This is a genomic window from Labrenzia sp. OB1, assembly GCF_001624695.1.
Classification (GTDB): Bacteria; Pseudomonadota; Alphaproteobacteria; order Rhizobiales; family Stappiaceae; genus Roseibium.
In genome coordinates this window covers 133,268-158,920 of sequence record NZ_JSEP01000007.1, presented here as the reverse complement: position 1 = coordinate 158,920, position 25,653 = coordinate 133,268, and the positions used below count along the sequence as shown (strand labels likewise).

At 61.6% G+C, this 25,653-nt stretch carries 24 protein-coding genes; 12 read left to right on the top strand and 12 right to left on the bottom strand.

Annotation, left to right across the window (positions count from 1 at the left end; all coding sequences use genetic code 11):
* Positions 1-298: 298 nt before the first annotated feature.
* From panC to OA90_RS11650, 3 genes are all read left to right on the top strand, one after another.
* A complete protein-coding gene (gene panC / locus OA90_RS11660; protein WP_068411150.1) occupies positions 299-1,150 on the top strand; it encodes a pantoate--beta-alanine ligase in 852 nt (283 codons plus the stop codon).
* A 35-nt stretch (positions 1,151-1,185) separates the two neighbouring features.
* Complete coding sequence (gene panB, locus OA90_RS11655) at positions 1,186-1,995, top strand: 3-methyl-2-oxobutanoate hydroxymethyltransferase (RefSeq protein ID WP_068411146.1); 810 nt, start codon at positions 1,186-1,188, stop codon at positions 1,993-1,995.
* A gap of 325 nt (positions 1,996-2,320) precedes the next feature.
* Positions 2,321-3,379, top strand: coding sequence for a trifunctional transcriptional activator/DNA repair protein Ada/methylated-DNA--[protein]-cysteine S-methyltransferase (locus tag OA90_RS11650; protein ID WP_068411142.1), 1,059 nt, complete (start codon positions 2,321-2,323; stop codon positions 3,377-3,379).
* Between the two features lie 284 nt (positions 3,380-3,663).
* Here OA90_RS11650 and OA90_RS11645 read toward each other — a convergent pair whose 3' ends face one another.
* The 6 genes from OA90_RS11645 to OA90_RS11620 form a co-directional block, all read right to left on the bottom strand.
* Positions 3,664-4,518 (bottom strand): fumarylacetoacetate hydrolase family protein, encoded by an 855-nt coding sequence (locus OA90_RS11645; protein WP_068411140.1) that lies wholly within the window; start codon positions 4,516-4,518, stop codon positions 3,664-3,666.
* A 159-nt stretch (positions 4,519-4,677) separates the two neighbouring features.
* Entirely contained in the window at positions 4,678-5,622 is a 945-nt protein-coding gene (locus OA90_RS11640) for an ABC transporter substrate-binding protein (RefSeq protein WP_068411135.1), read from the bottom strand.
* Positions 5,623-5,697: 75 nt separating this feature from the next.
* Complete coding sequence (locus tag OA90_RS11635; protein WP_068411133.1) at positions 5,698-6,702, bottom strand: ABC transporter permease; 1,005 nt, start codon at positions 6,700-6,702, stop codon at positions 5,698-5,700.
* Positions 6,699-8,225 carry a sugar ABC transporter ATP-binding protein gene (locus OA90_RS11630; protein ID WP_068411127.1) on the bottom strand — a complete coding sequence of 509 codons (1,527 nt, stop codon included), beginning with the start codon at positions 8,223-8,225 and terminating at the stop codon, positions 6,699-6,701. The genes OA90_RS11635 and OA90_RS11630 overlap by 4 nt, the downstream gene beginning before the upstream one ends.
* Before the next feature lie 35 nt (positions 8,226-8,260).
* Positions 8,261-9,016, bottom strand: a complete 756-nt coding sequence (locus tag OA90_RS11625; RefSeq protein ID WP_199823687.1) for an SDR family oxidoreductase — start codon at positions 9,014-9,016, stop codon at positions 8,261-8,263.
* A gap of 43 nt (positions 9,017-9,059) precedes the next feature.
* Positions 9,060-10,586 carry an altronate dehydratase family protein gene (locus OA90_RS11620; protein ID WP_082836995.1) on the bottom strand — a complete coding sequence of 509 codons (1,527 nt, stop codon included), beginning with the start codon at positions 10,584-10,586 and terminating at the stop codon, positions 9,060-9,062.
* 107 nt (positions 10,587-10,693) lie between these two features.
* Between OA90_RS11620 and OA90_RS11615 the strand changes: the two genes are divergently transcribed.
* From OA90_RS11615 to OA90_RS11600, 4 genes are read left to right on the top strand one after another with little or no spacing between them, the layout of a single operon-like run.
* Positions 10,694-11,407, top strand: coding sequence for a GntR family transcriptional regulator (locus OA90_RS11615; protein WP_068411118.1), 714 nt, complete (start codon positions 10,694-10,696; stop codon positions 11,405-11,407).
* Positions 11,408-11,452: 45 nt separating this feature from the next.
* The gene (locus tag OA90_RS11610; protein ID WP_068411116.1) at positions 11,453-12,508 is read left to right on the top strand and encodes an aldo/keto reductase; all 1,056 of its coding nucleotides are present in this window, start codon (positions 11,453-11,455) and stop codon (positions 12,506-12,508) included.
* Positions 12,493-12,924: an RbsD/FucU domain-containing protein gene (locus tag OA90_RS11605; protein ID WP_068411113.1), complete on the top strand. Its 432-nt coding sequence runs from the start codon at positions 12,493-12,495 to the stop codon at positions 12,922-12,924. The genes OA90_RS11610 and OA90_RS11605 overlap by 16 nt, the downstream gene beginning before the upstream one ends.
* A complete protein-coding gene (locus OA90_RS11600; protein ID WP_068411111.1) occupies positions 12,921-13,760 on the top strand; it encodes an amidohydrolase family protein in 840 nt (279 codons plus the stop codon). Before OA90_RS11605 ends, OA90_RS11600 begins: the two co-directional genes overlap by 4 nt.
* Positions 13,761-13,823: 63 nt before the next feature.
* On the opposite strand, the gene OA90_RS11595 is transcribed toward OA90_RS11600, so the two are convergent.
* From OA90_RS11595 to OA90_RS11575, 5 genes are all read right to left on the bottom strand, one after another.
* Positions 13,824-14,822, bottom strand: a complete 999-nt coding sequence (locus tag OA90_RS11595) for a 2-oxoglutarate and iron-dependent oxygenase domain-containing protein (protein WP_068411109.1) — start codon at positions 14,820-14,822, stop codon at positions 13,824-13,826.
* Positions 14,823-14,939: 117 nt separating this feature from the next.
* The gene (locus OA90_RS11590) at positions 14,940-16,343 is read right to left on the bottom strand and encodes an amidohydrolase family protein (RefSeq protein ID WP_068411106.1); all 1,404 of its coding nucleotides are present in this window, start codon (positions 16,341-16,343) and stop codon (positions 14,940-14,942) included.
* On the bottom strand, positions 16,340-17,071 hold the full coding sequence (locus OA90_RS11585; RefSeq protein WP_208986101.1) for an ABC transporter permease: 732 nt from the start codon (positions 17,069-17,071) through the stop codon (positions 16,340-16,342). The genes OA90_RS11590 and OA90_RS11585 overlap by 4 nt, the downstream gene beginning before the upstream one ends.
* A gap of 125 nt (positions 17,072-17,196) precedes the next feature.
* Positions 17,197-17,976, bottom strand: a complete 780-nt coding sequence (locus OA90_RS11580; protein ID WP_068411102.1) for an ABC transporter ATP-binding protein — start codon at positions 17,974-17,976, stop codon at positions 17,197-17,199.
* 6 nt (positions 17,977-17,982) lie between these two features.
* Positions 17,983-18,987, bottom strand: a complete 1,005-nt coding sequence (locus OA90_RS11575; RefSeq protein WP_068411564.1) for an ABC transporter substrate-binding protein — start codon at positions 18,985-18,987, stop codon at positions 17,983-17,985.
* Positions 18,988-19,385: 398 nt separating this feature from the next.
* On the opposite strand from OA90_RS11575, the gene OA90_RS11570 reads away from it, so the two are divergent.
* Positions 19,386-19,874 (top strand): nucleoside deaminase, encoded by a 489-nt coding sequence (locus OA90_RS11570; RefSeq protein WP_082836993.1) that lies wholly within the window; start codon positions 19,386-19,388, stop codon positions 19,872-19,874.
* A 47-nt stretch (positions 19,875-19,921) separates the two neighbouring features.
* On the opposite strand, the gene OA90_RS11565 is transcribed toward OA90_RS11570, so the two are convergent.
* Complete coding sequence (locus OA90_RS11565; RefSeq protein WP_068411099.1) at positions 19,922-20,971, bottom strand: LacI family DNA-binding transcriptional regulator; 1,050 nt, start codon at positions 20,969-20,971, stop codon at positions 19,922-19,924.
* 66 nt (positions 20,972-21,037) lie between these two features.
* Between OA90_RS11565 and OA90_RS11560 the strand changes: the two genes are divergently transcribed.
* From OA90_RS11560 to OA90_RS11545, 4 genes are all read left to right on the top strand, one after another.
* Positions 21,038-22,150: a sugar ABC transporter substrate-binding protein gene (locus tag OA90_RS11560; protein ID WP_156510463.1), complete on the top strand. Its 1,113-nt coding sequence runs from the start codon at positions 21,038-21,040 to the stop codon at positions 22,148-22,150.
* A 68-nt stretch (positions 22,151-22,218) separates the two neighbouring features.
* Positions 22,219-23,745, top strand: a complete 1,527-nt coding sequence (locus tag OA90_RS11555; RefSeq protein ID WP_068411093.1) for a sugar ABC transporter ATP-binding protein — start codon at positions 22,219-22,221, stop codon at positions 23,743-23,745.
* Complete coding sequence (locus OA90_RS11550) at positions 23,738-24,703, top strand: ABC transporter permease (protein ID WP_068411090.1); 966 nt, start codon at positions 23,738-23,740, stop codon at positions 24,701-24,703. Before OA90_RS11555 ends, OA90_RS11550 begins: the two co-directional genes overlap by 8 nt.
* On the top strand, positions 24,700-25,653 hold the full coding sequence (locus tag OA90_RS11545; protein WP_068411087.1) for an ABC transporter permease: 954 nt from the start codon (positions 24,700-24,702) through the stop codon (positions 25,651-25,653). Before OA90_RS11550 ends, OA90_RS11545 begins: the two co-directional genes overlap by 4 nt.

Here is a 25,653-nt window from a genome sequence, read left to right as displayed (position 1 = left end):
TGATATGATATAGGCATCAGTTTTCCACTCAGTTGCCTGACGCTTTACGTCTGATTTCTCGCGAATTCGTGCTCATGCAGTTGCAGTTCCCAACCCCGACTCTAAATCCCTCTGCTCTTTTGCTCTTTGGAAGCTTCGAGATGCTGCATTGGGCATGAACGATTGAGTAAAGCGCGCAGCAAGATTTACTGTGATCGCCCGCTGCCCCCATCTCCCCCTAGACCTTCCCCGTCCCCCTCATTATGCTGCACCCGCGAAAAGACCGGTCTGACGACAAACCGGCTGCGGGAGGAACGAAATGAAAATCTGCCCGACAAAGGTGGATATGCGCGAGACCGTGCGGGCGTGGCGGCGCGAAGGTGCGGCGGTTGGTCTGGTTCCGACCATGGGCTACCTGCATGAAGGCCACCTCGGTCTCGTGCGTGTGGCCCGCGAAAGGGCGGACCGGGTGGTGGCGAGTATTTTTGTCAATCCGACCCAGTTCGGCCCCAATGAGGACCTTGCGACCTACCCGCGCGACGAGACCCGCGACCTGGCGCTTCTGAAGGCCGAAGGCGTCGATGCGGTGTTCGTGCCGAGCGTTGAGGAAATGTACGGCGCGGGCGGCGATACCTTTGTGGAGGTGCCGGGCCTCTCCGCCATTCTGCAGGGGCCCCTGCGGCCGGGTCATTTTCGCGGTGTCGCCACGGTGGTCACCAAGCTCTTCAACATCGTCACGCCGGATTTTGCCGTCTTCGGCGAAAAGGACTACCAGCAGCTGACCCTGATCCGCCAGATGGTGCGCGATCTCGACATGCCGCTGGAGATTGTCGGACATCCGACCGTGCGCGAGGCGGACGGTCTGGCCATGTCCTCGCGCAACGTCCGCCTCAGCGCCGAGCACCGCCCGCAGGCGGTTGTCCTCAGCCGGGCGCTGTCCCGGGCGCAGGAGCTGGCAAAATCCGCAGCCGATATCGCCGCTCTGGACGCCGCCATCCGGAAAGAGCTTGCCGCTGCGCCGGCGGCCGAGGTCCGGAGCGTCGATATCCGGGATGCCGACACGCTTGCCGAGCTCTCCGGCCGCCTCGACCGGCCGGCCGTCGTGCTGCTCGCTGTCGGCTTCGGCAACGTTCTTCTGATTGACCAGCGGGTCATCTCGCCCGATACCTGAATTCGCCTCTCAAGCCCCCTTCGAAAGGACGCCGCATGAGCACCCAGAAACCCATCCGCCGCACCACGGCCCCGCAGATCACCCGGCGCAAGGGGGGCGACCCGATCGTCTCGCTGACCTCCTACCACGCCCACACGGCGGCCATCGTCGATGAATACGCGGATTTCATCCTCGTCGGCGACAGTCTCGGCATGGTGATGCACGGCATGGAATCGACCGTCGGCGTGTCGCTGGAACTGATGATCATGCACGGCAAGGCGGTGGTGCGCGGCACGAAGAAGGCGCTCGTCGTCGTCGACATGCCCTTCGGCACCTACGAGGAAAGCCCGTCCGAAGCCTTCAGGAACGCCGCGCGCGTCATGAAGGAAACCCAGTGCGGCGCGGTCAAGCTGGAAGGCGGCGTGCGCATGGCCGAAACCATCAACTTCCTGACCGAACGCGGCATTCCCGTCATGGCCCATACCGGCCTCACGCCGCAATCGGTCAACGTCATGGGCGGCTTCCGCACCCAGGGGCGCGACGAGGACACCTGGGCGATGCACGAGGCGGACGCCCGCGCCGTCTCCGATGCGGGGGCCTTCGGCATCGTTCTGGAAGGCATGGTCGAGCCGCTGGCGGCAAGGATCACGAGCCAGATCCCCATCCCGACCATCGGCATCGGCGCTTCTCCCCAGTGCGACGGCCAGATCCTGGTTCTGGAAGACATGCTCGGCCTCAACCCCACCCCGCCGAAATTCGTCAAGGTCTACGGCAACCTCGGCGGCCAGATCGAGGCGGCCGTGAAGGCCTACGCCGAAGAGGTCAAGTCCCGCAGCTTCCCGGGTGAGGATCAGGTCTACAGGTAGGCGCAGGGGGCAAAGACACCTCCGCTTGCTCCCGTCTCCCCCTTTGAGGGGGAGATGTCCGTGAAACGGACGGAGGGGGGTGAAGCGGTGCTGCGTGTTCGGGGAAAACCGTTGTGTGCGGAGAGGCTGTCACCCCCCTCTGTCTCCTGCCGGAGACATCTCCCCCTCAAGGGGGGAGACCGGGTGTCAGCCGCAAGGCTTGTAGCCAATGCAAGGGGCATCGAGGCCGACAGCATTCCCCTGAAATGCCAGCCCGTTGCAGCATTTGGAAATAAACGCCCGATTTCCGGCTGCACTATCCGTCCGCTCAGCTTAATCTCAGGCCATGCTGATGACCCGACCTTCCTTCGATACGCTTTATGAAGCCCTTCTGACGCGCGATGCGTCCTATGACGGGCGCATGTTCGTCTGCGTTTCCTCCACCGGCATCTTCTGCCGGCTCACCTGTCCGGCGCGCAAGCCCAAGGCGGAAAACTGCAGTTTCCATGAGACAGTGGCCGAATGCATCGAAGCCGGGTTTCGCCCGTGCAAGCGCTGCCGGCCGACAACGCCCGAGGCCAGCGCCGATCCGGTGGTCAAGCCATTGATCGAGGCGCTGGAAAAGCGGCCCTCCTATCGCTGGGGCGAGCCGGACCTGGTGCGCATGGGGTTTGAACCTTCCACCGTGCGCCGCGCCTTCAAGCGTCATTTCGGCATGACCTTTCTGGAAATGGCCCGCCAGCGTCGCCTGCAGGAGGGGTTTTCGGCCCTCGCCGGTGGCGGCAAGGTCATCGACGCCCAGATCACGGCGGGGTTCGAGTCCCCGAGCGCCTTCCGGGAAGCCTTCGCGAAAATCCTCGGCCAGCCTCCGGGCGCGTTTTCCGCGCAGCCGCTGCTGTTCGCCGATTGGGTCGCTTCGCCGCTCGGGCCGATGATCGCCGTGACCGACAGCACCCAGCTTCACCTGCTGGAATTTCTCGACCGCAAGGCGTTTCCCGCCGAGTTCAGAAAGCTGCAGACCTTCGCGAAAGGCCGGATCGGCTTCGGGCGCACCGAGGTCACGGACCAGATCCAGGCCGAGCTCGACCGCTTCTTCGCGGGCCGGGGCGGCACCTTCGAGACGAAGCTCGCCCTGCACGGCACGGCCTTCACCCGCGACGTCTGGCGCGAGCTGCTGAAGATCCCCGCCGGCGACATCCGCAGCTACACCGATGTGGCGAAAGCCCTCGGCCGGCCGGAAGCGGTTCGCGCCGTCGCCCGCGCCAATGGCGCCAACCAGATCGCCGTGGTCATTCCCTGCCACCGGGTCATGGGCGCTGACGGCTCCCTGACCGGCTACGGCGGCGGCCTCTGGCGCAAACAGCGCCTGATCGAGATCGAGCAGGGGTATCGCTCCGGGGCATGACACCACCTCTCCGCGTCATTCCGGACAAGTGAGACGTAAGTCGAGCGCAGATCCGGAATCCAGACATATTTCGCGCCGTAGGTGCACCTTAATTAATAATTTCAAGAACTTATTTGGGTTCGGCGCTCGCTCTCGCTCGCCCATATGCGCCGGGTTCCGGATCTGCGCGCAGCGTTGCTGCACATGTCCGCAATGACCAGGCTAAGGGGGTGTCAGCAGACGAAAAAAGGGCCGGAGACCGGCCCTTCTCGCGTCATTTGCATGCGTGAAAACGAAAGTCTGCCTTACGCTTTCACGACCTTCTGGGTCTGGCTGCCGAGCTTGTCGATGCCGAGACGCATGACTTCGCCGCCCTTCAGATAGACTGGCGGTTTCTGGCCCATGCCGACGCCCGGAGGGGTGCCGGTGGAGATCACGTCGCCGGGCTGCAGGCTCATGAAGCGGCTGAGATAGGAGACGAGGAACGGCACCCGGTAGACCATTGTCTTCGTGGAGCCGTCCTGGTAGCGCTTGCCGTCGACTTCGAGCCACATGCCCAGAGCGTCGTGGTCGCCGACTTCATCGGGCGTCACCAGCCAGGGGCCGGTCGGGCCGAAGGTGTCGCAGCCCTTGCCCTTGTCCCAGGTGCCGGAGCGTTCGATCTGGTATTCGCGCTCGGAGACGTCGTTGACGACGCAGAAACCGGCAACATGGCTCATGGCGTCGGCTTCCTCGATATAGGAGCCGCCCTTGCCGATGACGACGCCGAGCTCGACCTCCCAGTCGGTCTTCACGGAACCGCGCGGAATTTTCACATCGTCATCGGGACCGATGACGGCGGATGTCCACTTGTTGAACACCACCGGTTCCGGCGGAACCTCCATTCCGGCTTCGGCGGCATGGTCGGCGTAATTCAGGCCGATGCAGATGAACTTGCCGATGGCGCCGACGCATGGTCCCAGACGCAGATCCTTCTGCGGATCGCCGTCGACGAGCGGCAGGCCGGAAATGTCGAGGCCCTTCAGGCGTTCGATGCTATCGGGCAGAAGTGCGTCGCCGGCGATATCCGCAACAACCGATGACAGATCGCGAACCCGGTTGTCCGCATCGAGAACGCCCGGCTTTTCCTGTCCGGGAGCGCCAAATCGCAGCAATTTCATGAAATCAGTATCCTTGGTGCTGGAAGCCCGGCCGCACCGGCGGCCGGGTTCGTCGGTTCAAACTGCCTTCATATGGACCGATAGGAAAGCAGAAAAGAGCTTTTGTCCGCAAAGCCCGGAGCATCCCGCGCATCTGGTCGCGGGATGCTCCGGTCCGGATCAGTCGTAGAGCACAGCGGCGATTTTCGGATCGTCGATGTTGGAGTTGTCGTAGTAGTAGAAACCGGTGTCGATATTCGCCGGAACGTCCTTGCCCTGCGAGGCTTCGAGCGCGGCCTTCACGGTTTCATAGCCGATGCCGACAGGGTTCTGGGTGATGGCGCCGGCCATCACGCCGCTGCGGATCGCGTCCTTCTGGGCCTTGCCGCTGTCGTAGCCGATGATGACGATATCGGATTTGCCCATCTCGGTAACGCCGTTGACCACACCGAGCGCCGAGCCTTCGTTGGCGCCGAAGATGCCCTTCAGGTCCGGGTTGGCGGTCAGGATAGCCTTGGTCAGCTCCGTCGACTTCAGATGGTCGCCGCCGCCGTACTGGACCGTGACGATTTCGATATCCGGGTACTTGGCCTTGATCTGGTTCGAGAACCCGTCCACCCGGTCGATGCCCGTGCGGCTGGTCTGGTCATGGGCGATGACCGCAACCTGGCCGGCACCGCCGATCAGATCCGCCATCTTGTCGGCGGCAAGCGCGGCGGCGGCAAGGTTGTCGGTGGAGGCGGTGCTCACCGGAATGTCGCTGTCCACGCCGCTGTCGAAGGCGATGACCGGAATACCCTTTTCCTGCGCCTGGCGCAGAAGCGGAATGGCGGCCTGGCTGTCGAGAGCGGCGAAGCCGATTGCCGTCGGGTTCTTGGCGAGCGCGGCGGCAAGCATGTCGATCTGGCGATCGACCATGGTTTCATTGTCCGGTCCCTCGAAGGTGATGGTGACCCCGAACTCTCCGGCGGCCTGATCCGCGCCGGCCTTGACCGCCTGCCAGAACTGGTGCTGGAAGCCCTTCGAGATCATCGGAATGTAGATTTCCTGAGCGGAAGCGAAACTACCGGAAAGCAGAAGTGCGAACGCACTTGCGGCTCCGATGAGGTGACGTCTGTTGAGCATATTCCTCTCCTTTGTCGTGATCGGACCTTTGTCCGCTTGGCGGGGTGTGGGCACCCTCTTCTTGTTGATGGATCGTCAGGCCTTGCGTCTGCGCACCATGTCCGCGTAGACGGCCAGAATGATGATGGCACCGGTCACCACCGTTTGCCACTCCTGGGCGACGGACAGCACCCGCAGGCCATTTGTCAGCACGGCCATGATCAGCGCGCCGATCAGCGTGCCGAGCACGGTGCCCCGGCCGCCGGAAAGCGACGTCCCGCCGATGACAACCGCCGCGATTGCTTCCAACTCGTAGCCGAGGCCGAGCGCCGGCTGGGCCGAGTTCAGGCGCGAGGCGATCAGGATGCCGGCGATGCCGCAGATGCCGCCCGCCAGACTGTAGACCGCCATTTTCCAGAAATCGGTGTTCACCCCCGACAGGCGCACGGCTTCCTCGTTCGAACCGAGCGCGAACGTGTAGCGCCCGAGCACCGTGCGCCCGAGAACATAGGACGCCGCGAGCGCGACGATGAACAGGATCAACACGCCGTTGGGTATGGGCAGGGCGGGAAAGATCTCGCCGATGAGCGAGCCACGCGAGATCTGGTCGAAGCCCGGCGTGTCGTTGAAATAGATCGGCCGCGTGCCGGATATCACCAGCGACAGGCCCTTCAGGATCAGCATCATGCCGAGGGTGGCGATGAAGGGGGGGATCTTCATCTTGGCGACGAAAGTGCCCGAACACAGACCGCAGAGCGCGCCTGTGCCGATGGCGGCCACGACCCCGACCGGCAGCGGCATGCCGAGATTGGTCAGCACCACGCCGGCAATCACCGCGCAGAAGGTCATCAGCGTTCCGACCGACAGGTCGATGCCGCCGGTGATGATCACCAGCGTTGCCGCCACCGCCAGCACCCCGTTGACCGACGTCGCCTGCAGGATGGCGATCATGTTGGAGGTCTGCATGAAGTTGGGCGAGGCGATCGAAAAGCCGATCAGCAGCAGGACAAGGCTGGCGAAGGCCAGCAGCTTCTGATGCGCGCCCGTGTCGATCATCCGCGCGAACAGGGAGGGGGTGGAAGTCGGATTGACGGCAGTCATTGCTGGTATCCCTCTGGCTGCATGGACGGTGCGCGAAGCGTCGCCAGGTGCATGATGTCTTCTTGCGAGGTTTGCTCGCCGCCCGGCAGAATGCCGGTCAGCCGCCCTTCGCACATGACGGCGATACGGTGGCTGAGCCGCATGACTTCCGGCAGTTCGGAAGAGATCACGATGACGGCCCGGCCTTCCTTCGCCAGGTTCTTCAGGAGCTTGTGGATTTCCGATTTCGCGCCGACATCGATGCCGCGCGTCGGTTCGTCGAAGATCAGGATGTCGCAGTCGCGGTAGAGCCACTTGGCGATGACGACCTTCTGCTGGTTGCCACCGGAAAGCAGCCGCACCTCCTGCCTGTCCGACGGGGTGCGGATATCCAGCTTGCCGATATAGTCCTGCGCCGTGCGCCGCATGTCCTCTTCCTTGAGGACACCGAGGCTGCCGGAGAAACGGTCCAGGCTGGCTAGGGCGATATTGGTGCGCACATCCATGCCGGTCGCGAGACCGAAGTGCTTGCGGTCTTCCGACAGATAGCCGATCCCGGCTTTCACCGCGTCGGACGGCTGCGAAATCGTGCAGGGCTTTCCGTGCACGCGGATCTCTCCGCCGTCACGCGGATCCGCCCCGAAGATGGCCCGAGCGACCTCGGTCCGTCCGGCGCCCATCAATCCGGCGAAGCCGAGGATTTCGCCCTTGCGGACGGAAAAACTGACATCGCGGATCTCGCGGCCCCGGTTGAGGCCGCGCACTTCCAGAAGGGTTTCTGCCTGCGACAGATCCGGAATCTCGGCTGCCTCGTTGGTCACCTCGCGCCCCACCATCATGGAGATGATGCTGGAGACAGGCGTCTCGGCCGCGCCCACCGTGCCGACATAGGCACCGTCGCGCATCACGGTCACCCGGTCGGCGATCTGTTTCAGTTCGTCCATCTTGTGGCTGATGTAGATGATGCCGACACCGTCGGCCTTCAGGCGCCGGATAATGGTGAAGAGTTCGGCGATCTCCGCGTCGTTCAGCGCCGCGGTCGGCTCGTCCATGATCAGGACGCGGGAACGGTAGGACAGCGCCTTGGCGATTTCCACCATCTGCTGTCTGGCAATGGTGAGTTCGCCGACAACCGTCTTCGGGTCCAGGTTCAGGTTCATGGATTTGAAGATTTCGACGGCCTGCGCGTTGAGCGCGGTCTCGTCCAGTCGTCCGAACCTGAGACGCGGCTCGCGGCCGATGAAGATGTTCTGCGCGACTGTCAGGTCATTCATCAGGCTGAGTTCCTGATGAATGATGCCGATGCCGAGATCCTGCGCGGCCCGGGGGCCGTCCAGTTCCGCCTCGCGGCCGTTGACGAGAATCTCGCCGCCGTCCTTGGGGTAGATGCCGGACAGGATCTTCATCAATGTGGACTTGCCGGCGCCGTTCTCGCCCATCAGGGCATGAACTTCTCCACCGGCCAGATCGAAGCTGACGTTCTTGAGGGCATGAACGCCCGGGAACCGTTTGTCGATCCCCGTCATTCTGACCAGGTCTGTCATCGCGCAGTCCTCCCAAACCGCGACGAAGGTGCCGCCTAAATGGTGACACCTCCATCGACAAGAAGTGCCTGCCCGGAAACGAACCGGCTTTCATCGGACAGCAGGTAGATGACCATCGGGGTCATGTCGTCGACCGTCGCCAGACGGCCCATGGGCTGACGGGCGATGAAGTTCTTTTCCGCTTCCACAGGATCGGGCGCCGATGCGATCCGGCCGCGCAGGGATGGTGTGTCGACGGTTCCCGGACAAAGCGCGTTGCAGCGGATGCCTTCCTGCACGAAGTCGGCGGCGACACCCTTGGTCAGCCCGAGAACCGCGGCCTTGGTGGCGCCGTAAAGCGTGCGGACGGGAAAGCCCTTCAGGGAAGAGGCCATCGACGACATGTTGAGGATGGAGGCCGTCCCGCTCGCCTTCGCGCTCTCGCGCATGCCCGGCAGAAACGCCTGGATCATGCGGTACATGGAGGTAACGTTCAGGTCGAAGCTGAAGGCCCAGTCTTCTTCCTCGATATCCAGCACCGAACCATGGTGGACGAACCCGGCGCAGTTGAAGAGACCGTCGAGCTGCGGCAGTTTTTGAGCCAGCGCGTCGATCTGGGCGCGGTCGCGCACATCCAGCTTGTGAACCTCGATACCCGGGCATTCTTCCGGCAGGGTTGCCAGGGTCGCCTCGTTGATATCGACGGCGAAGACCTTCGCGCCTTCCCTGGCGCAGGCGATCGCGCTGGCACGGCCGATGCCCTGGCCGGCTGCCGAAACCAGTATGGTCTTGTTCTTCAAACGCACTGAAATTCTCCCGAAACCCTAGACGGATATGTTCTGTTTTTGCGGCATGTCACATCACGGCGCCGATCTGCCAGGGAACGAACTCGACACCGCCGAAGCCCAGTTGCTCGCTCTTGGAATGACCTCCGGAGGCAACGCTGATGATCTTTTCGAAGATCTCCCGGCCCTTGGCTTCCAGGCTGATATTCTCGGAGATCACATCGCCGCAGTTGATGTCCATGTCTTCCGACATGCGGCCGTACATCTCGCTGTTGGTGGCCAGCTTGATGCAGGGCGTCGGCATGTAGCCGGAGACAGAGCCGCGTCCGGTGGTAAACACGATGATGTTGGCGCCGGAGGCGATCTGACCGGTGACGGAGCAGGGGTCGAAACCGGGACTGTCCATGAAGACGAAACCCTTCTTGTCGACGGGCTCGCCGAATTTGTAGACGTCCACCAGCGGGGCCGACCCGCCCTTGGCCGCTGCCCCGAGAGATTTTTCCAGGATCGTCGTCAGGCCGCCGCGCTTGTTGCCGGGGGAAGGGTTGTTGTCCATCTCGCCGCCGTTGCGGGCGGTGTAATCCTCCCACCAGCGAACCCGCTCGATGAGTTTCTTGCCGACATCGACGGAAACCGCCCTGCGGGTGAGCAGGTGTTCTGCGCCATAGATTTCCGAGGTTTCGGACAGAATGGTCGTGCCGCCGTGGCGGACGAGCAGATCGGACGCCATGCCGAGGGCCGGATTGGCGGTAATGCCGGAATAACCGTCCGAGCCGCCGCACTGCATGCCGACGGTGATCTCGGAGATCGGAACCGGTGTGCGTTCGGCCTTGTTGGCGATTTCCGCCAGTTCCTTCAGTTCCGCAAGGCCCGCTTCGATGGTCTTGCGGGTGCCGCCGGTCTGCTGGATGGTCATATACCTGAGATCGCCGCCCGGGCGCATCTTGCGTTCGCCGATCAGGTCGGCGACCTGCATCACCTCGCAGCCGAGGCCGATCAGCAGGATGGCGGCGAAATTTGGGTGTTGCGCATAGCCGGACAGCGTACGGAACAGGGTCGCGTAACCTTCGTCCTTGCCGGACATGCCACAGCCCGTGCCATGCACGATCGGGACGATGCCGTCGACATTGGGATAGTCTCTCAGAAAACCGGATTTCTCCGCCGCTTCCGCAATGAATCTGGCGACCGAGCCTGAACAGTTCACCGAAGTCAGGATGCCGATGTAATTGCGGGTTCCAGCCTTGCCGGTCGTGCGCCGGTAGCCGAGGAATGTCCGCTCCTCGCTGACCGGGTCCAGCGGGACACAGGCCTGGCCATGCTGGTAGTCCTGGCTGTGGTCGCCCATGCCGAGATTGTGAACATGCACATGCTCGCCCGGATGAATGTCGGCTTTCGCCTGGCCGATGATCTGGCCGTAGCGAATGACGTTCTCTCCGGCGGCAATCGGCTGGCGCGCGATCTTGTGGCCGCGCAGAACCTGTCCGGGAAGCGGTGTGTCCACAAAGGCCGCGTTCGCCCCCGCCTCGATATCCTGAAGCGCGACGACCACGTTGTCTCCGGGGTTGAGAAGGATTGAATTGGCGTAAGTCTGCAACACGTCGGCTCTCCCTGTTCAGCCTCTCGCTCAGGCCAACCTCGTCTTCAGGATTAGCTTGACAGGGCAACTGTGTCAACTAACATGTTAGCATTCCAATTGAGATAGTCATGTCGCTGCCGAACGAACAAGATCCTGACGAAATCGCCCTGCCGGACATCGGCAAACTGACCGGCTCCCTTGCGCAGCGTGTCTATGAGGCGCTGCGTACGGCCATTCTCGCCATGGATCTTCCGCCGGGCACCAACTTGAAAAAACAGCTCATCTGCGAGCAGCTCGGTGTCTCCCGCTCGCCGGTGACCGAGGCCATCACCAGGCTGGCGGGTGAGGGCCTGGTGGAAGTGATTCCCCAGTCGGGGTCGCGTGTCACGAAATTCTCCATGTCGGAAATCCACGAGGGTGCCTTTCTGCGCGAAGCGATCGAATTGGCCGCCGTGGCCAAAGTCGCGGCGGAACGCACCGAGGAACAGCTTTCCGAACTGACCCGCAATCTCCGGCTCCAGGCGCTCTGCCTTGAGGACTACGACGAGGCCGGGTTCTACCGGGAGGATGAGCGCATGCATGAACTCATTTTCTCCTTCACAGGCTACCCGAAACTGAACACGCTTGCTTCCGCCGGCTGGGTCCAGGTGAACCGCGCCCGGCAATTGCTGCTGCCGATGCGCGGCCGCGCGCAGGAAGCCTATGAAGAGCACAAGGTCATCATCGATGCGATCCGCGCCCGGGATCCCGAGAAGGCGCGGCGGGCCATGCAGAAGCATCTGAGCAGGCTTGTTACCCGCCTCGAACCGCTCATCGAAAGCCGGCCGGACCTGTTCGACTAGGCCAAGTGGACGAATTGGAGGCGCAGCCATGAATGAGGATAAGCAATGAACGGTCTTCGAACGCATCTGTTGAACAGCCGGACATCCGAAAAGATAGAGCTGACGGAAATGGGCTTTGGCGGTGCGCCGCTCGGCAACCTTTACAGGAAGGTTTCCGAAGCCGATGCCCAGGCCGCGCTGCAGGCGGCCTATGACAACGGCATCCGCTATTTCGATACGGCGCCGCAATACGGCCTTGGCCGGTCGGAGGAACGCTTCGCGCAGGCCATAAAGCGCTTCGGCAGGGACAACATCCGGCTTTCCACCAAGATCGGCCGTCTGCTGCTCGACTGCGAACCGGAGGAAGTGACGCCGGAAGCCTTCGTCGATGTGCCCCAGAAGCGGATCGTCTTCGACTACAGCTATGACGGCGTCATGCGCAGCTATGAGGCCAGCAAGGCCCGGCTGCAGATCAGGAACGCCGACATTCTCTTCGTTCACGACGTCTGCGCCTTTTCCCAGGGCTCCCAGGAAGCAAGCGACGCCCGTGTCCGCGAACTCTTCGACCTCGGTGGTTACCGCGCCCTGAGTGAGCTGAGAGAGGCCGGCGAGATTGGCGCCATCGGCGCCGGCGTCAACGAATGGCAGGTGTGCGAGAAACTGCTTGGCTTGGCTGATTTCGACTGTTTCCTGCTCGCGGGCCGCTATACGCTGCTCGAACAGGAAGCGCTGGAAAGCTTCCTGCCGCTCTGTGAAGCCCGCGATGTCGGCATCATTCTGGGCGGGCCTTACAATTCCGGCATTCTGGCCACCGGGGCCGTGCCCGGAGCGAAATACAACTACGCGGACGCGCCGCCGGACATACTGGATCGGGTTCGCAGGATCGAGGAGATCTGTGCCGCTCATTCCGTTCCCCTTGTCGCCGCCGCCCTGCAATTCGTGCTCGGCCATCCCTGCGTCAAGACGGTCATTCCGGGCGCGGTCAACGCGGCCCAGGTCGAAGCCAATCTGGCGGTCTTGAAGACATCCATCCCGGCCGGTGTCTGGTCGGACCTGAAGTCCGGCGGCCTCGTCCGCGAGGACGCCCCCATGCCGGAGGAACGCACATGCTGCGCGGCCTGAACCCTCTTCTTTCACCCGACCTGCTGCATGCCCTCGCGGCCATGGGGCACGGCAATGACATCGTCATCGCCGACGCGAACTTCCCCGCGCACAGCAACGGCCAGCGCGTCGTCCGCCTCGATGGTGTTTCGGCGACGGCGGCGCTGGAAGCAGTACTTCAGGTCCTGCCGCTCGACACTTTCGTGCCCGATCCGGCCCTGACGATGCAGGTAGTCGGCAATCCTTCCGAAGTCCCGCCGGTGGTCGCCGAATTCCAGAAGCTCGTCGATAAACTGGCTGACAACCCGGTGAAGATCGGTGGTCTGGAGCGCAATGCCTTCTATCAGCGCTCCCGGGAAGCCTTTGTCATTCTCCAGACCGGTGAAACCCGTCTCTACGGCAACATCCTTCTGAAAAAGGGCGTGATCGGTTCATGACAGCCGCCCGGACCCGCATCGACGCCCACCAGCATTTCTGGCAGATCGGGCGCGGCGATTACGGCTGGCTGACACCCGATCTGGGGCCGATCTACCGGGATTTCCTGCCCGCCGATTACGAACCGTTTCTTGAGGCGCATGGCATTGCCGGGACGATCCTCGTCCAGGCTGCGCCGACACCGGCCGAGACCGCCTTCATGCTCTCGCTGGCCGAGGACAATCCTTTCATCAGGGGCGTTGTCGGCTGGGTGGATTTCGAGGCGGCTGACGCAGCAGGTCAGATCGCCGTGCTGGCGGCGCGTCCCGGCCTTGTCGGCCTGCGCCCGATGATCCAGGACATTGCCGATGTCACCTGGATGCTGGGTCCGCAATTGACGCCGGCCTTCGAGGCAATGGAGCGGCATGATCTGACCTTCGACGCGCTGACCCTGCCGGGTCACCTGCCGCACCTGCGAAAGCTGCTCGGCAGGCACCCCGGTCTGAAAACCGTCATCGACCACGGTTCGAAACCGGATATACGCTCCGGAGAGTTCGATAACTGGGCGGAGCACATGAGCGCGCTTGCCGGCCAGACGAAGGCCTATTGCAAACTCTCCGGTCTCGTCACCGAGGCTGCAGAAAATTGGAAGGTGGAAGACCTCAAACCCTATGTGGACCATCTCCTCGCCACCTTCGGTCCGGACCGGCTGATCTGGGGAAGCGACTGGCCGGTCTGCACTCTTGCGGCAAGCTATGCGGACTGGGTCGCGGCAACGGACCGGCTTCTCGCGGGCTTGAGCGAGGTGGAGATAAAATGTGTCCTGCATGACAATGCCGTCAGGGTCTACGGCCTCTGATGACAGGTAGTCAGGTCCGGCGAGGTTTGATACCCCGCCGGACCGGTCGATATGCGCTGGGCTTTATTTCTTGCCGAAATTCGCACCGAGGCGCATCTGGATGTAGTCATGCGCCGTCATCGGTTCGTATTTGCCTTCCGGACCGGCAAGCACCGTATCCATGTTGGCCTGCGCGAAAAACGCCATGGAATAGCGGGGACCGAGATATTCCTCCGGCTTGGGCATGCGCACCCGGTGCAGGTTGGACAGCAGCTTGTCGTCGGACCAGCGCATCAGCATGTCGCCGATATTGCAGGTGATCACCCTTTCCAGCGGCGGCACGTCGGTCCAGGCGATGGCGCGGCCCTGGCTGTCCTTGCCAGGGCAGAGCTGCAATCCGCCTTGCCCTGCCTTCTGGTGCAGCAGCGTGAGACAGTCGAAGTCCGTGTGAGCTCCGGCGCGCCAGAACTTGAAGTCCTCCGGCTTGGCGTCCTCCATGCCCAGATAGTGGATCAGCCGCAGGGTGGACTGATACTCCGGCGTCAGCGGATCATGGCCATCTGTGAAGAAATCCGGCGGAAAGTCGAGTTTGTCCGCGAAGCAGGAGAGTACTTTCATCGCCAGCGCCCAGTTGTGGCGCTCGAAGGCCAGCATGGTCGCCTTGAAGCCCGTGACTTCCTCTCCGGACGGCCAGAGGCCGGTCATGCGGGGCAGGGTGATCTGATAGCTTTCCTTCTGGTCCGCCGTACCGGTGGACGGGCGCACCTGAGCCTTGAATTCCCAGCCGGCGTTCGAACCGGGTTTGAGCGGGAATTTTTCCTTCGTCTCCGCAGGCAGGCTGAAAAAACCGGCCGAGAGGCGAAAGGCCTCGTCGATCAACGCCTGGGGAATTCCGTGATTGGCAAGCTGGAAGAAGCCTATCCCGGTGGCTGCTTCCCACAGCTCTTCGGTGATTTCCGCCTTGCGTGAGAAATAGTCCGACATGTCGATCCGCGGGATGTCGCGATCGACGAGTTCGCCTTCGCCGCCGAAGTTCTTTTCCTTCTCCAGTTCGGCAAGGCCGTATGATGTAGAGGTGCTCATATTTCCGTTCTCCTCAAAAAAGGTTTCCCGGAGCAATGACCCGTGCCGCGGCGGCACTGCCAGCTTATACTCCACATACCGGTTTCACCGGCAATTCAGGCCAGTCTTTCAGGCCCATCAGGCATGGGCGGCGCGGGCCCCGGTGGACGCCGTCATCTCCTTTCTTCGTTCGATGATGCCACGTGTGATCCGGACGGCATCTTCGGCAAGCGCCGCAAGATCGAGACCCGGTATCCGCCCGTCCTTCACAACCTGCCGGCCGCCGACGAAACTGTGCTTCACGGTGGCGGCCCCGGTCAGAACCGGTGCCAGGGCCGGATCGTGCAGACCCAGATTACGCGGGGCACTCAAGTCGAAGAGGGTGATATCCGCAGCCATCCCTGGCGCCAGAATTCCCAAACCGTCGAAGCCGAGCATCCCGGCTCCACCCTCCGTTGCCCAGTTCAGCAGCGTTTCCGCGCGGGCGGCTTGAACGCCCTTGGCGGCCCGGTGAAGCGCAAAGGCGCTGTAGAGCGCCGCGCCCATATCCGCCGCCTCGTTCGCCCCGGCCCCGTCGACTGCAAGAGAAACAATCCCGCCCGCGTCATGCAGCGCGTCGGCGGGCGCGATGCCGGAGCCGAGCCGCGCATTGGCCTGCGGGCAATGGGCCATGCCCGTTCCGGTTTCCGCAAGCAGCGCCACTTCGGCCGGATCGCATTCAACCAGATGCGCGAACCAGACATCCGGCCCCAGCCAGTCCTGTTCCGCCAGCCAGTGCACCGGCCGCTTGCCGTAGCTCCGAAGCGTGAAATTCACATAGGCGCGGTTTTCGGAAAGATGCGAATGCAGCCGCAGGCCCTTGGCGCGGGCGAAACCGGCAATGTCCTTCAGCTCGCCGGGCTCGACGTTAAAGGTGGGTGTCGTCGGCGCCACCGCGACCCGGCGCAGGGAACCGGGGGAGGGGTCATGCCAGCGGTCGGCGGTCCGCTCGATGGAGGCCAGAAATGCGTCCAGTGTTTCGGTCGGTGCCGGAGGCAGGGCCGTATCCGCAAAGGAGCGCCCCTTCGTGCCACCGCCGCGCGCCAGCACGAAACGGAGACCGAGAGCGCCTGCTTCCTCGAACAGGATATCGGCGGGGTCGTACTCGTAACGGCCGGAGAAGACGTAGTGATGATCGCAGACCGTCGTTGCGCCGGTGAGCAAAAGCTCGGCCAGTCCGATCCGCGCGGCCACTCTCAGGGCTTCCTCGTCGATCAGCGGCCAGTAACTGTAAGGCACATGCATCAGCCAGTCGTCGAGCGGGGCGTTCAGCCCTTCGGGCACCGCCTTGAGGATCGACTGGAAGAGATGATGATGGCTGTTCACCAGTCCGGGCGTCACCGCGCAGCCGCCGGCATCGACGGTCTCTTCTCCGGAGAACGGCAGAAGCGCACCCATCTCGCTGATCATGCCGTCGCGCACCCGCAGCGCGCCGCTGAAACGCTCCCCCTCCCGATTGCCGGTAAGTCCGTAGTCGATGCCGGTAATCAGGAAAGACGTCATTTCTGCCCCTTCGGCAGAGACCACGGGAAGAAGATCCGCTGGGTCTGGCTGACGACCTGAAACAGCAGGAGCGACATCGCCACCAGGATCACCAGACCGGCCCAGGCCTGCGGCAGTTTGAACATGGAGGTCGAGAACTGGATGAAATAGCCGATGCCTTTTTCCGCCGCCACGAATTCGGACACCACCGCGCCGATGACCGCCAGGGTGATGGAGATCTTCATGCCGGAAAAGATGTAAGGCGTCGCATAGGGCAGCCGGATCTGGGTGATCTCCCGAAGGGACGGCGCGCGCAGCGAGCGCGACAGTTCGATCAGCTCCGGCGGTGTCGCCGCGAGACCCGTGGTCATGGAAACGACCAGCGGAAAGAAGGAGATCATGAAGGTTATGACCACTCGTGGCGCATCGCCCGTGCCGAGCACCACGATGATGATCGGCGCGACGGCAACCACCGGCACGGACTGGATCACCACAAGCAGCGGATAGAGTGCGCCCGACAGCAGCCGGGACTTCGCCAGCCCGACAGCGATCGGCAGGGAGACCACGAAGGAGACCAGATAGCCCAGCAGCGCCACGCGCAGCGTCGCCCAGATATGCTCCACCCAGCGCCCTGGCGGCACGGCTTCGAAGCCCAGCAGGATGCGTGAGGGAGATGGCAGGATATAGGACGGCACCGAGAAGAGCCGGGTGCCTGCTTCCCATAGAATCAGCAACAGCAGGAAAGTCATCAGCGGCAGCGCCACCGGCGTGCGCAGCAGACGCTCCTTCAAGGGAACTGTCTTTGCCGAGGGCGCTGCCGTCACCGGCTTGGGTGTTTTCGCGGCGGACGTGTCCGGTGTGTCTGCGGCCGTCATCAGGCGGCTTCCTTTCGGATCAGGAGCGAACGCAGATGCGCTGCATAGTCCTGCATCTCCGGTGAGCCGAGCGAGGTTTCGTCCCGGGGGCGCGATGTCGGCACCGGCAGGTCGGCGATCACCCGTCCGGGGCGCTCGCTGAGCACCAGCACCCGGTCCGCCAGAAGGGCCGCTTCGGGAATGGAATGGGTGATGAACAGCACCGTCTTGGGGCTGGCCTGCCACAGGCGCAGAAGCTCGAAACCCATCATGTCGCGGGTCAGGGCGTCCAGTGCGGAAAACGGCTCGTCCATGAGCAGGATGTCCGGGTTGAGGAACAGCGCCCGGGCAATCCCCACCCGCTGCTGCATTCCGCCGGAAAGTTCCGAGGGCAGGCGTTTTTCAAACCCGGCCAGCCCGACCGTCTCAATGATCGCCTGCGCCTGCGCGCGGTCCTCGGGGGTGACCCGGCCCAGCTTGTGCCTGGCGGGAAACACCACATTGTCCTCCACATTCGCCCAGGGAAGCAGCGTCGGCTTCTGGAAGACGATGCCGACATCGTCGCGCGGCTGCGTCACCGGAAGGCCAAAGACGCTCACGCTGCCGGTGGAGGGTTTCATCAGACCCGCGGTCAGCCGCAGCAAGGTTGACTTGCCGCATCCTGACGGCCCGAGCACGGCGACGAACTCATGCTGGGCAATGGTGACGGAAACACCGTCGAGAGCCGTCAGGGAGCCGGTGCCGGTCAGAAAAGTCTGACCGACACCGGAGAAGTTGATCGCGTTACCTGCAAGCGCCACGGGGCGTCACTCCGACGCCGGCATGAAGGACCGGTCGACAACGTCCTCAGGCTGCAGCGAAGCCGGATCCAGATCCTGGGACGCGGCAACCCGTTCCCAGGTGGCTTGCAGCCGGTCCGCATCCAGTGCGCCGAGGCCATAGGTTTCCGTTACTTCGTTGAAGGCCAGCTTGGACGCGTCGAGCCAGGAGCCCTTGACGTCTTCGGCCGAAAGTTCCGGCACCATGGCAGCAACGGCCGCTGCCGCCTTGTCCGGGTTCTCATAGGCGAATTCGAGCGATTTCTTGAACGCGGCGACGAAACGTTTCGCCACCTCCGGACGTTCGGTAAGGAAGGTGTCGCTGGCGACGAGCGCTGCTGAATAAAGCTCCAGGCCCGCATCGGCCCAGGGCAGGACGACCAGTTCCTTGCCGGCTTCCTTGGCCTGGCCGGTGTAACGGGACACATCCGTCAGCCAGGCGATGATGGCATCGGACTGGCCGGTCATCAGCAGCGGGCCGAGCGCGCCCGGATCGGATTTGGTCAGGGTGATATCGGCTTCCGAAAACCCGTTGTCGGCGAGCACCAGCGGCAGGAAGACGTTGGAGGACGTGAAGGGGGAAGTGGCGATCTTCTTGCCCTTGACGTCCTTGATGGATGCGATGCCCGTGTCGGCGGTCGTGTAGAAAGCGTGCGGGCCCATGTTGAAGATGGACATGACGGCGGTCGCCGGGACGCCCTCCGTCGCTCTTGCAGCCATCAGCGCACCCAGCCCGGCCGAGCCGATATCGGACGTGCCGGTCGCCAGCTTGGTGATGGCTTCCGACGAACCGCGGCCCGGCTCGATCTTGATCTCCAGGCCTGCTTCCTCGCAGAAGCCTTCCTGGACGCAAACATAGATCGGTGCCTTGTCGCCGCCCGGCAGCCAGTCGAGCTGATAGGTTACCAGGTCGGCTGCGGAGGCGGTTCCCGAAGCCGTAAACGCGGCCGCGACCGAAGTCAGGGCAACGCATAAAATCTTCCCGTCAAACATGCGCATCAGCACATCCTTTCGCTGTTGTTCATCTGGAAAAGTGGCAAGACGCGGGAGCTTGATTTCCTGCCTTTCACCATCGTCATCCCATTATCGGCAAGGCATGTCCCGAACGTTCCCGGGGCCGCATTGATCAGCTAACAAAGATGAGCAATGTCAAAGCCAAAGGCTCTACCGCTTCTACTCTCCCTGACGGAAGATCAAGGGAGTGTTTATGTCAAGAAGAGTGAAATGTAATTGCAATTGATTGCTGTGATTTCGCTTAATATTTCCGCAAGTGATACAATTTTCGCCATCAGATTGATCAAAAACTATCCAAGTCGACTGAGGGTTACAAACACATACATGGCGAAAAAGGGCATGATCCTGTTTGTCGAAAATGCATACGGGAGACAGGTGTGAGCGCTACGCGGGAAGACAGGGACATCGCGCTGTTGCGCAGGGCGTTCGAGATCGCGGCCATGGCCAGGGAGACCGGCGACCATCCGTTCGGCTGCCTTCTGGCCGGGCCCGACGGAGAAATCCTGATGGAGCAGGGAAACGGCTATACCGCCGAGGGGCAGGACATGACGGCCCATGCGGAACGTCTGCTCGCCACCCGCGCCAGCAAGCAATGGCGTCCAGATTTTCTCGCCGGTTGCACCATGTACACCTCGGCGGAGCCCTGCGCCATGTGCTCGGGCGCCGTCTACTGGTCCGGCATCGGCCGCGTCGTCTTCGGCCAGACGGAAAAATCGCTCAAGGAACAGACAGGCGATCACGACGAGAACCCGACACTGGACCTGCCCTGCCGCACCGTCTTCGCCGCGGGCCAGAGGCAGGTTGAGGTGGTCGGCCCGCTTCTGGAGGATGAGGCTGCGCAGCTTCAGGCCGACTTCTGGTCCTGAGGCCGGCTGCAACCAGTGTTCTGATGCCGGTTAAACTGCCGGTCGTTTCAACAGGTTCTTCCGACGCTCAACTCAAACCCCAGATCGACCAATTGCGACGCGGTGCTTGAACGATCTTCGCCTTGCATCGCCAAGAGCTTTCCAGCCTGAAAACCGATATCGTAGCGCGGAGTTTGTATTGTCGTCAGTTGGATCGGCAAGGCATCAAGGTATGGCAATCCATTAAAGCCGGCCATAGCAATGTCACCGGGGATTCTTACTCCTTCGGCCAGGCAATGCATGATCCCACCCGCCGCCAGATCATCATTGGAGTAGTAAATCGCGTCCGGGCGGTCGCCGCCGGACAGGATCTCCGCTGTTATCCGCCGCCCTTCAACCATGGAGGAAGGCTGCGAACTGATGATTTCGGACACGATTGTTCCGCCCGCTTCGCGAACGGTCTGCCGGAAACCCTCAAGGCGTTTACCCGCCCTCAGATCGGCGCCGCTTTGGCTGCCCGCGTAAACGAAGCGACGGTGGCCCTTGTCCAGCATATGTTGTGCCGTGACCTGTCCCGCGGCTTTCTGCGACAGTCCGAACGCCGTCGAAATAGGTTCGCCGTCAATATCCATGACTTCGGCAACCCGCACGCCAGACGCATCGATTGCACGTCTGGTCTGGTCAGAATGTTCCAGCCCGGCCAGCACAATGCCCGCAGGACGCCACGACAGCAAATCGCGCACCAATTCATATTCCCGGTCTTCCGAATATTCAGTCAAACCAAACACCGGGCGCAGACTTTGCGCTGACAGGGCGTCGGTGATGCCGCGCAACACCTCCGTGAAAACAGTATTGCCAAGTGTGGGAAGCACGACTGCGATCAGGGAGGATTGCTCGGAGCGTAACCCACGCGCCAACCGGTTTTGAACATAGCCGATTTCCGCGGCTGCAGCATGGACCTGATCGCGCACCTTGCTTGAGATATAGCCCTTTCCGCTCATCACCCGCGAGACTGTCATCTGGCTTACGCCCGCGCGGTCAGCGACATCATCCATCGTGGGGCGCGCTGCTTTTCGGTCCGCCAACTCCGGTCTCCATTCGTAAATAATCAGATGCATTTAACAGAATCACTTGACACATGTTTACGTAAACATGTTTGATGCGCCATATGTTTACGTAAACATGTGACGAATTATCAAACTCTGGGAGGAAATCGAATGAAAAATCTCATGCTGGGAACCGCGTTGGCGATGTTTGTCGTTTCACATGCATCCGCGGAAACCTACCGTGCAGAGTGCTTCGCGCCTGCGCCGGAAAGCACAACAATTCAAGGTGAGGCCAAAGAGGGGCCTTACAAAATGGCGTTTGTGAACGGTTTTGCCGGAAACGACTGGCGTATCGCGGCCATCCAGGCATCGAAAGCCTGGGCCGCACGTCCTGAAAACGCTGCAAATATTGAAGAATTCACGGTCGTATCAGTGGGCAATGACAGCGCGGCGCAAATAGCGGCAATCGATAACTTCATCGCTGCGGGCTACGATGCCATCACGTTCATCGCCGTGAACCCGAGCGCATTTGAGCCGGTGATCCGCAGGGCGGCACGCCAGGGCACTGTCCTTGTTCCGTTCGACAATGTTCTGGACACGGATCAGGTCGTGCAGATCAATGAAAGCCAGCTGGAACTGGGCCGTCTCAAAGCGCAAACCGTGATGGATGAACTCGGCGGAACCGCCGACAAGATCCTGATGGTGAACGGTTTGCCCGGCAATGCCACAGATCGTGATCGCCGTGTTGGCATGATGAGTGTGCTTGAAAATGTCGAGGGCCTTGAAATTGTCGAGGTCGTTGGCAACTGGGATACCGGCACGAGCCAGAAAGTCGTCGCAGATGCGCTGGCGACGCATGGCCAATTTGATGGTGTCGTCTCTCAGCACGGAGCCGCGGGAACGATCAACGCAATGCAGGCCGCTGAACATCCGATTGTGCCTATGGGAGTGGACGGCGAGAATGGTGTTCGCATGCTTATGGACGAGCTCGATATCCCCGGCATCTCCGCATCCCAGGCACCTGCCATGTCCGCCGTCGCGCTGGAAGCCGCCGTCGCATTGCTTCAGGGCAACGAACTGCCGCAAACTGTTTATCTGCCGATTCCGCAGGTGAAAGCAGAAGACCTTGAAGCGGGTGTGAATTACTTCCCGGACCTGCCGAAGTCTTTCAATACAGGCACAGGTTTCCCTGATTGCTTTGCGCCCTTCACCCCGGAAGAGCTGCTTGGCCAAACCGCTGACAACACCTGATCGCGGTGAAATCGGTTCCGGCGGCATCGCGCTGCCGGAACGCTCCTTTTGACAGCGGACGGCCTGTAATGTCTCGATCTGAACACCCGATTGCGCGCCTTCGCGGCGTCTCTAAAATCTATGGCACGACCCAGGCATTGTCCGATGTAGATTTCTCGTGTTTCGGCGGTGAAATCCACGCAGTGCTGGGCGAGAACGGTGCCGGCAAATCAACACTGATGAAACTGTTGGCAGGCGTCATTCAGCCGACATCCGGAGATATCGAGGTCAACAACGCGGTCACCCGGCTGACCAGCCCGGCCGATGCAATGGTGCGCGGGCTTGTCTGCATGTTTCAGGAACTGTCTTTGGTTCCCGATCTGAGCGTGCGTGAAAACCTGATGCTGGGCGCGGTCGGAACCGGGCTCGGGAGGCTGAATGCGAGCGTGGTGCGGAGCGCGCAGGACATACTGGCACAGATAGATGGCGGTGCGATCGGAATGAAAACGCGCGTGGCCGATCTGTCCTTGGCGGAAAGACAACAGGTTGAAATCGCCAAAGCCCTGACCCGCAATCCCAAGCTGCTGATCCTGGATGAAGCGACGTCCGCCCTGAATGCCTCTGTCGTCGAGAAAGTGTTCCGGCTCATTCGTGCGGAACGGGATCGGGGCGTCGGTGTATTGTTCATTTCGCATCGGTTTCACGAGATCGAATCCCTTGCCGACCGTATCTCCATCTTTCGAAACGGTGCGCATGTCGAAACTTTCGACAATGGTGCCTACGACTACAGCGCAATAATCAGCAAGATGGTCGGACAGCGCATTGATGACCTGTTCCCGCCAAAGCCACCGGCGAACCCGGACGCGGAAGAGGTGCTGCGCGTCGACGGTTTCAGCTGGACAGACAAACTGCGTGATATCTCTATCGTTTTGCGCAAGGGACAGATTACGGGACTTGGCGGCCTGGATGGGCAAGGGCAAGGCAGCGTATTGCAAGGCTTGTTCGGTCTTCTCAAGGGAACGGAGGGACGCTGCGTCGTGGGTGGCATCCCGGTTACGATCACCCACCCCAAACAGGCCAAGAATCCCAAACTGGGCATTGCCCTCGTACCGGAAGATCGCAAGACCGAAGGGCTCATACTGCAACAGAGTATCGCCCGAAATCTGGAACTGGCCGCGCTTGGTACGGACGGAATTGATGCGTCGGATGTCACGATCTATCAGCCGTTTCTGGATGCTCTTGAATTGAAATGTCGCAGTCTGGATCAGCCGGTCGGCGAGTTGTCCGGCGGAAACCAGCAAAAGGTGGCTCTGACGAAATGGCTTGCCCTCGGTCCCCGCTGCATGCTGTTGGCCGATCCGACACGCGGGATCGACGTCAAAACCAAGACACAGATATATGCGCTGCTGCGGCGGTTGGCCGACAGCGGTGTCGCGATCCTGCTCGTCTCAACCGACTATGAAGAGCTGATCCACCTTTGCGATGAAGCGCATATTTTCTATCAGGGGCGTATCGTTCGTCACCTGACAGGAAATGACGTCACAGCCGAGGCGATCATTGCAGCTTCCCTGAACATCCCCCTTCCTGCGCAAACCTCAGAGGCCGCCAATGGGTAATCTGCTCAGGTCCAATCAACGAGAAGCGATCGCCATTCTGGTGCTTGCTGTCTTGCTCACGTTATACCTTGCAAGCCATCCCAGCGGGCCCAATACCTATGTAATCACGATCTGGGCCAACCAATGCCTGATCCTTGCCTTGGCAGCGATTGCCCAGTTCTTCGCGGTGATTGTGCGGGGCATTGATCTGTCCGTTGGCGCAGTCATGGCGCTGACGAATTGCGTCGCCTCCTATTTCGTGATCGGTTCCGGTCTCGACATGGCCCTTGGGATTGCGGCGGTGCTCGCCGTTGGTGTGGCCTGCGGGCTCTTCAACGGCGCAGTTGTTGTGTTTGGCCGCATTCAACCGATCGTGGCGACACTTGCAACGGCATCCTTGTTTGTTGGTCTGGCATTGCTGCTGCGGCCCACTCCGGGCGGCCGGATCGATTATGACCTGGCCGATGCGTTCACGCTGGATGTCTTTGGCATTCCGACGGCGCTGATCATCGCTGCCGCGGTGATCGTTCTTTTCTGGGTGCCTTTGCGCCGGACGGGTCTGGGTCTTGGGTTGTATGCCGTCGGTTCCTCTGAACAGGCTGCATTTCAATCAGGAATGCCCGTGCCGGTGATCCGGCTTGTCTCATTCGCGATGGGTGGTTTGTTCGCGGGTCTAGCCGGCCTCTATTTCAGCTTTGTAACGACAACGGGGGACGCTGGGATCGGCCCCAACTACACGCTGAATTCCATCGCCGCGGTCGTCTTGGGCGGCGTTGCACTGCGCGGCGGCGTCGGCACGCTGACAGGTGCGATGGCTGGTGCGTTTATTCTGAAAACCATCGGCTCCCTGATGTTCTTTTCCGGCTTGCCTCCGCTGGCGCAACCTTTCATCGAAGGGCTGATCCTGGCCGGGGCCATCGCAATTGGCGGCGCGGGCGTATTGCGGGTCAGGAACCGGCTGGAGGTGTTTGGAAAATGAATACGATCAAACAAAATCTGCCCAGCCCCGACGCCCTGTTTCCATATCTCGGAGCGGTCCTGCTGATCCTTGGTGGAAGCTATTTCTTTCCACAGATCCTGGGCGTCGACTACCTTGCGCAACAATTGCAGATCGCGGCGTTTCTCGGGGTTCTGGCCCTTGGGGCGACAGTGGTCATCCTGTTGGGACATATCGACCTTTCCGTTCCGTGGGTACTGGCGGGTGCGGCCATCATCTCAACGTCGCTGGTTGGTTCGGGCAATCCGGCCTTGGCCGCGGCGGCCATCCCCGCCGCGCTGCTATTCGGGGTTCTTGTCGGGATCGTCAACGGCGTTGGTGTCGCGATTCTGCGCATCCCGTCGATGGTCTGGACCCTGGCGGTCAACTCCATGCTGCTTGGTGTGGCGGTTCTGAATACGGGCGGGTTCAACCCCAAGGGCGAAGCCAGCCCTGCGATGACCTTGCTGGCGACTGGCGATCTTGCGGGAATACCGGTTGCCTTCGTCGTCTGGATGGCGGTGACCGGAGCGATGGCTCTGCTGCTGAAACGGTCAGGCTTCGGGCGCTATCTTTCCGCTATCGGATACAATGAAAAGGCGACTTTCCTGTCTGGCGTCTCAACCCCTTCGGTTATCTTCGCGGCTTTCGCAATCGCCGGGCTTTGCTCCGCATTGGGCGGGGTCATGCTGGCAGGCTATGCAAATCAGGCTTATCAGTCGATGGGCGATCCGTTTCTTTTGCCGACCATCGCCGCTGTCGTCATTGGTGGCACGTCAATTCTGGGAGGACGGGGGAGCCTGATCGGAACCGTCGGCGGTGTTCTGTTCATTACGCTTCTGACCTCCATCCTGTCGGTAATGCAAATCACTGACGCGTGGCGCAACATCATATTCGGCCTGATTATCATCGTCATGCTGTTGCTTCAGACGCTGCGCAGAAAGTCGCAATAA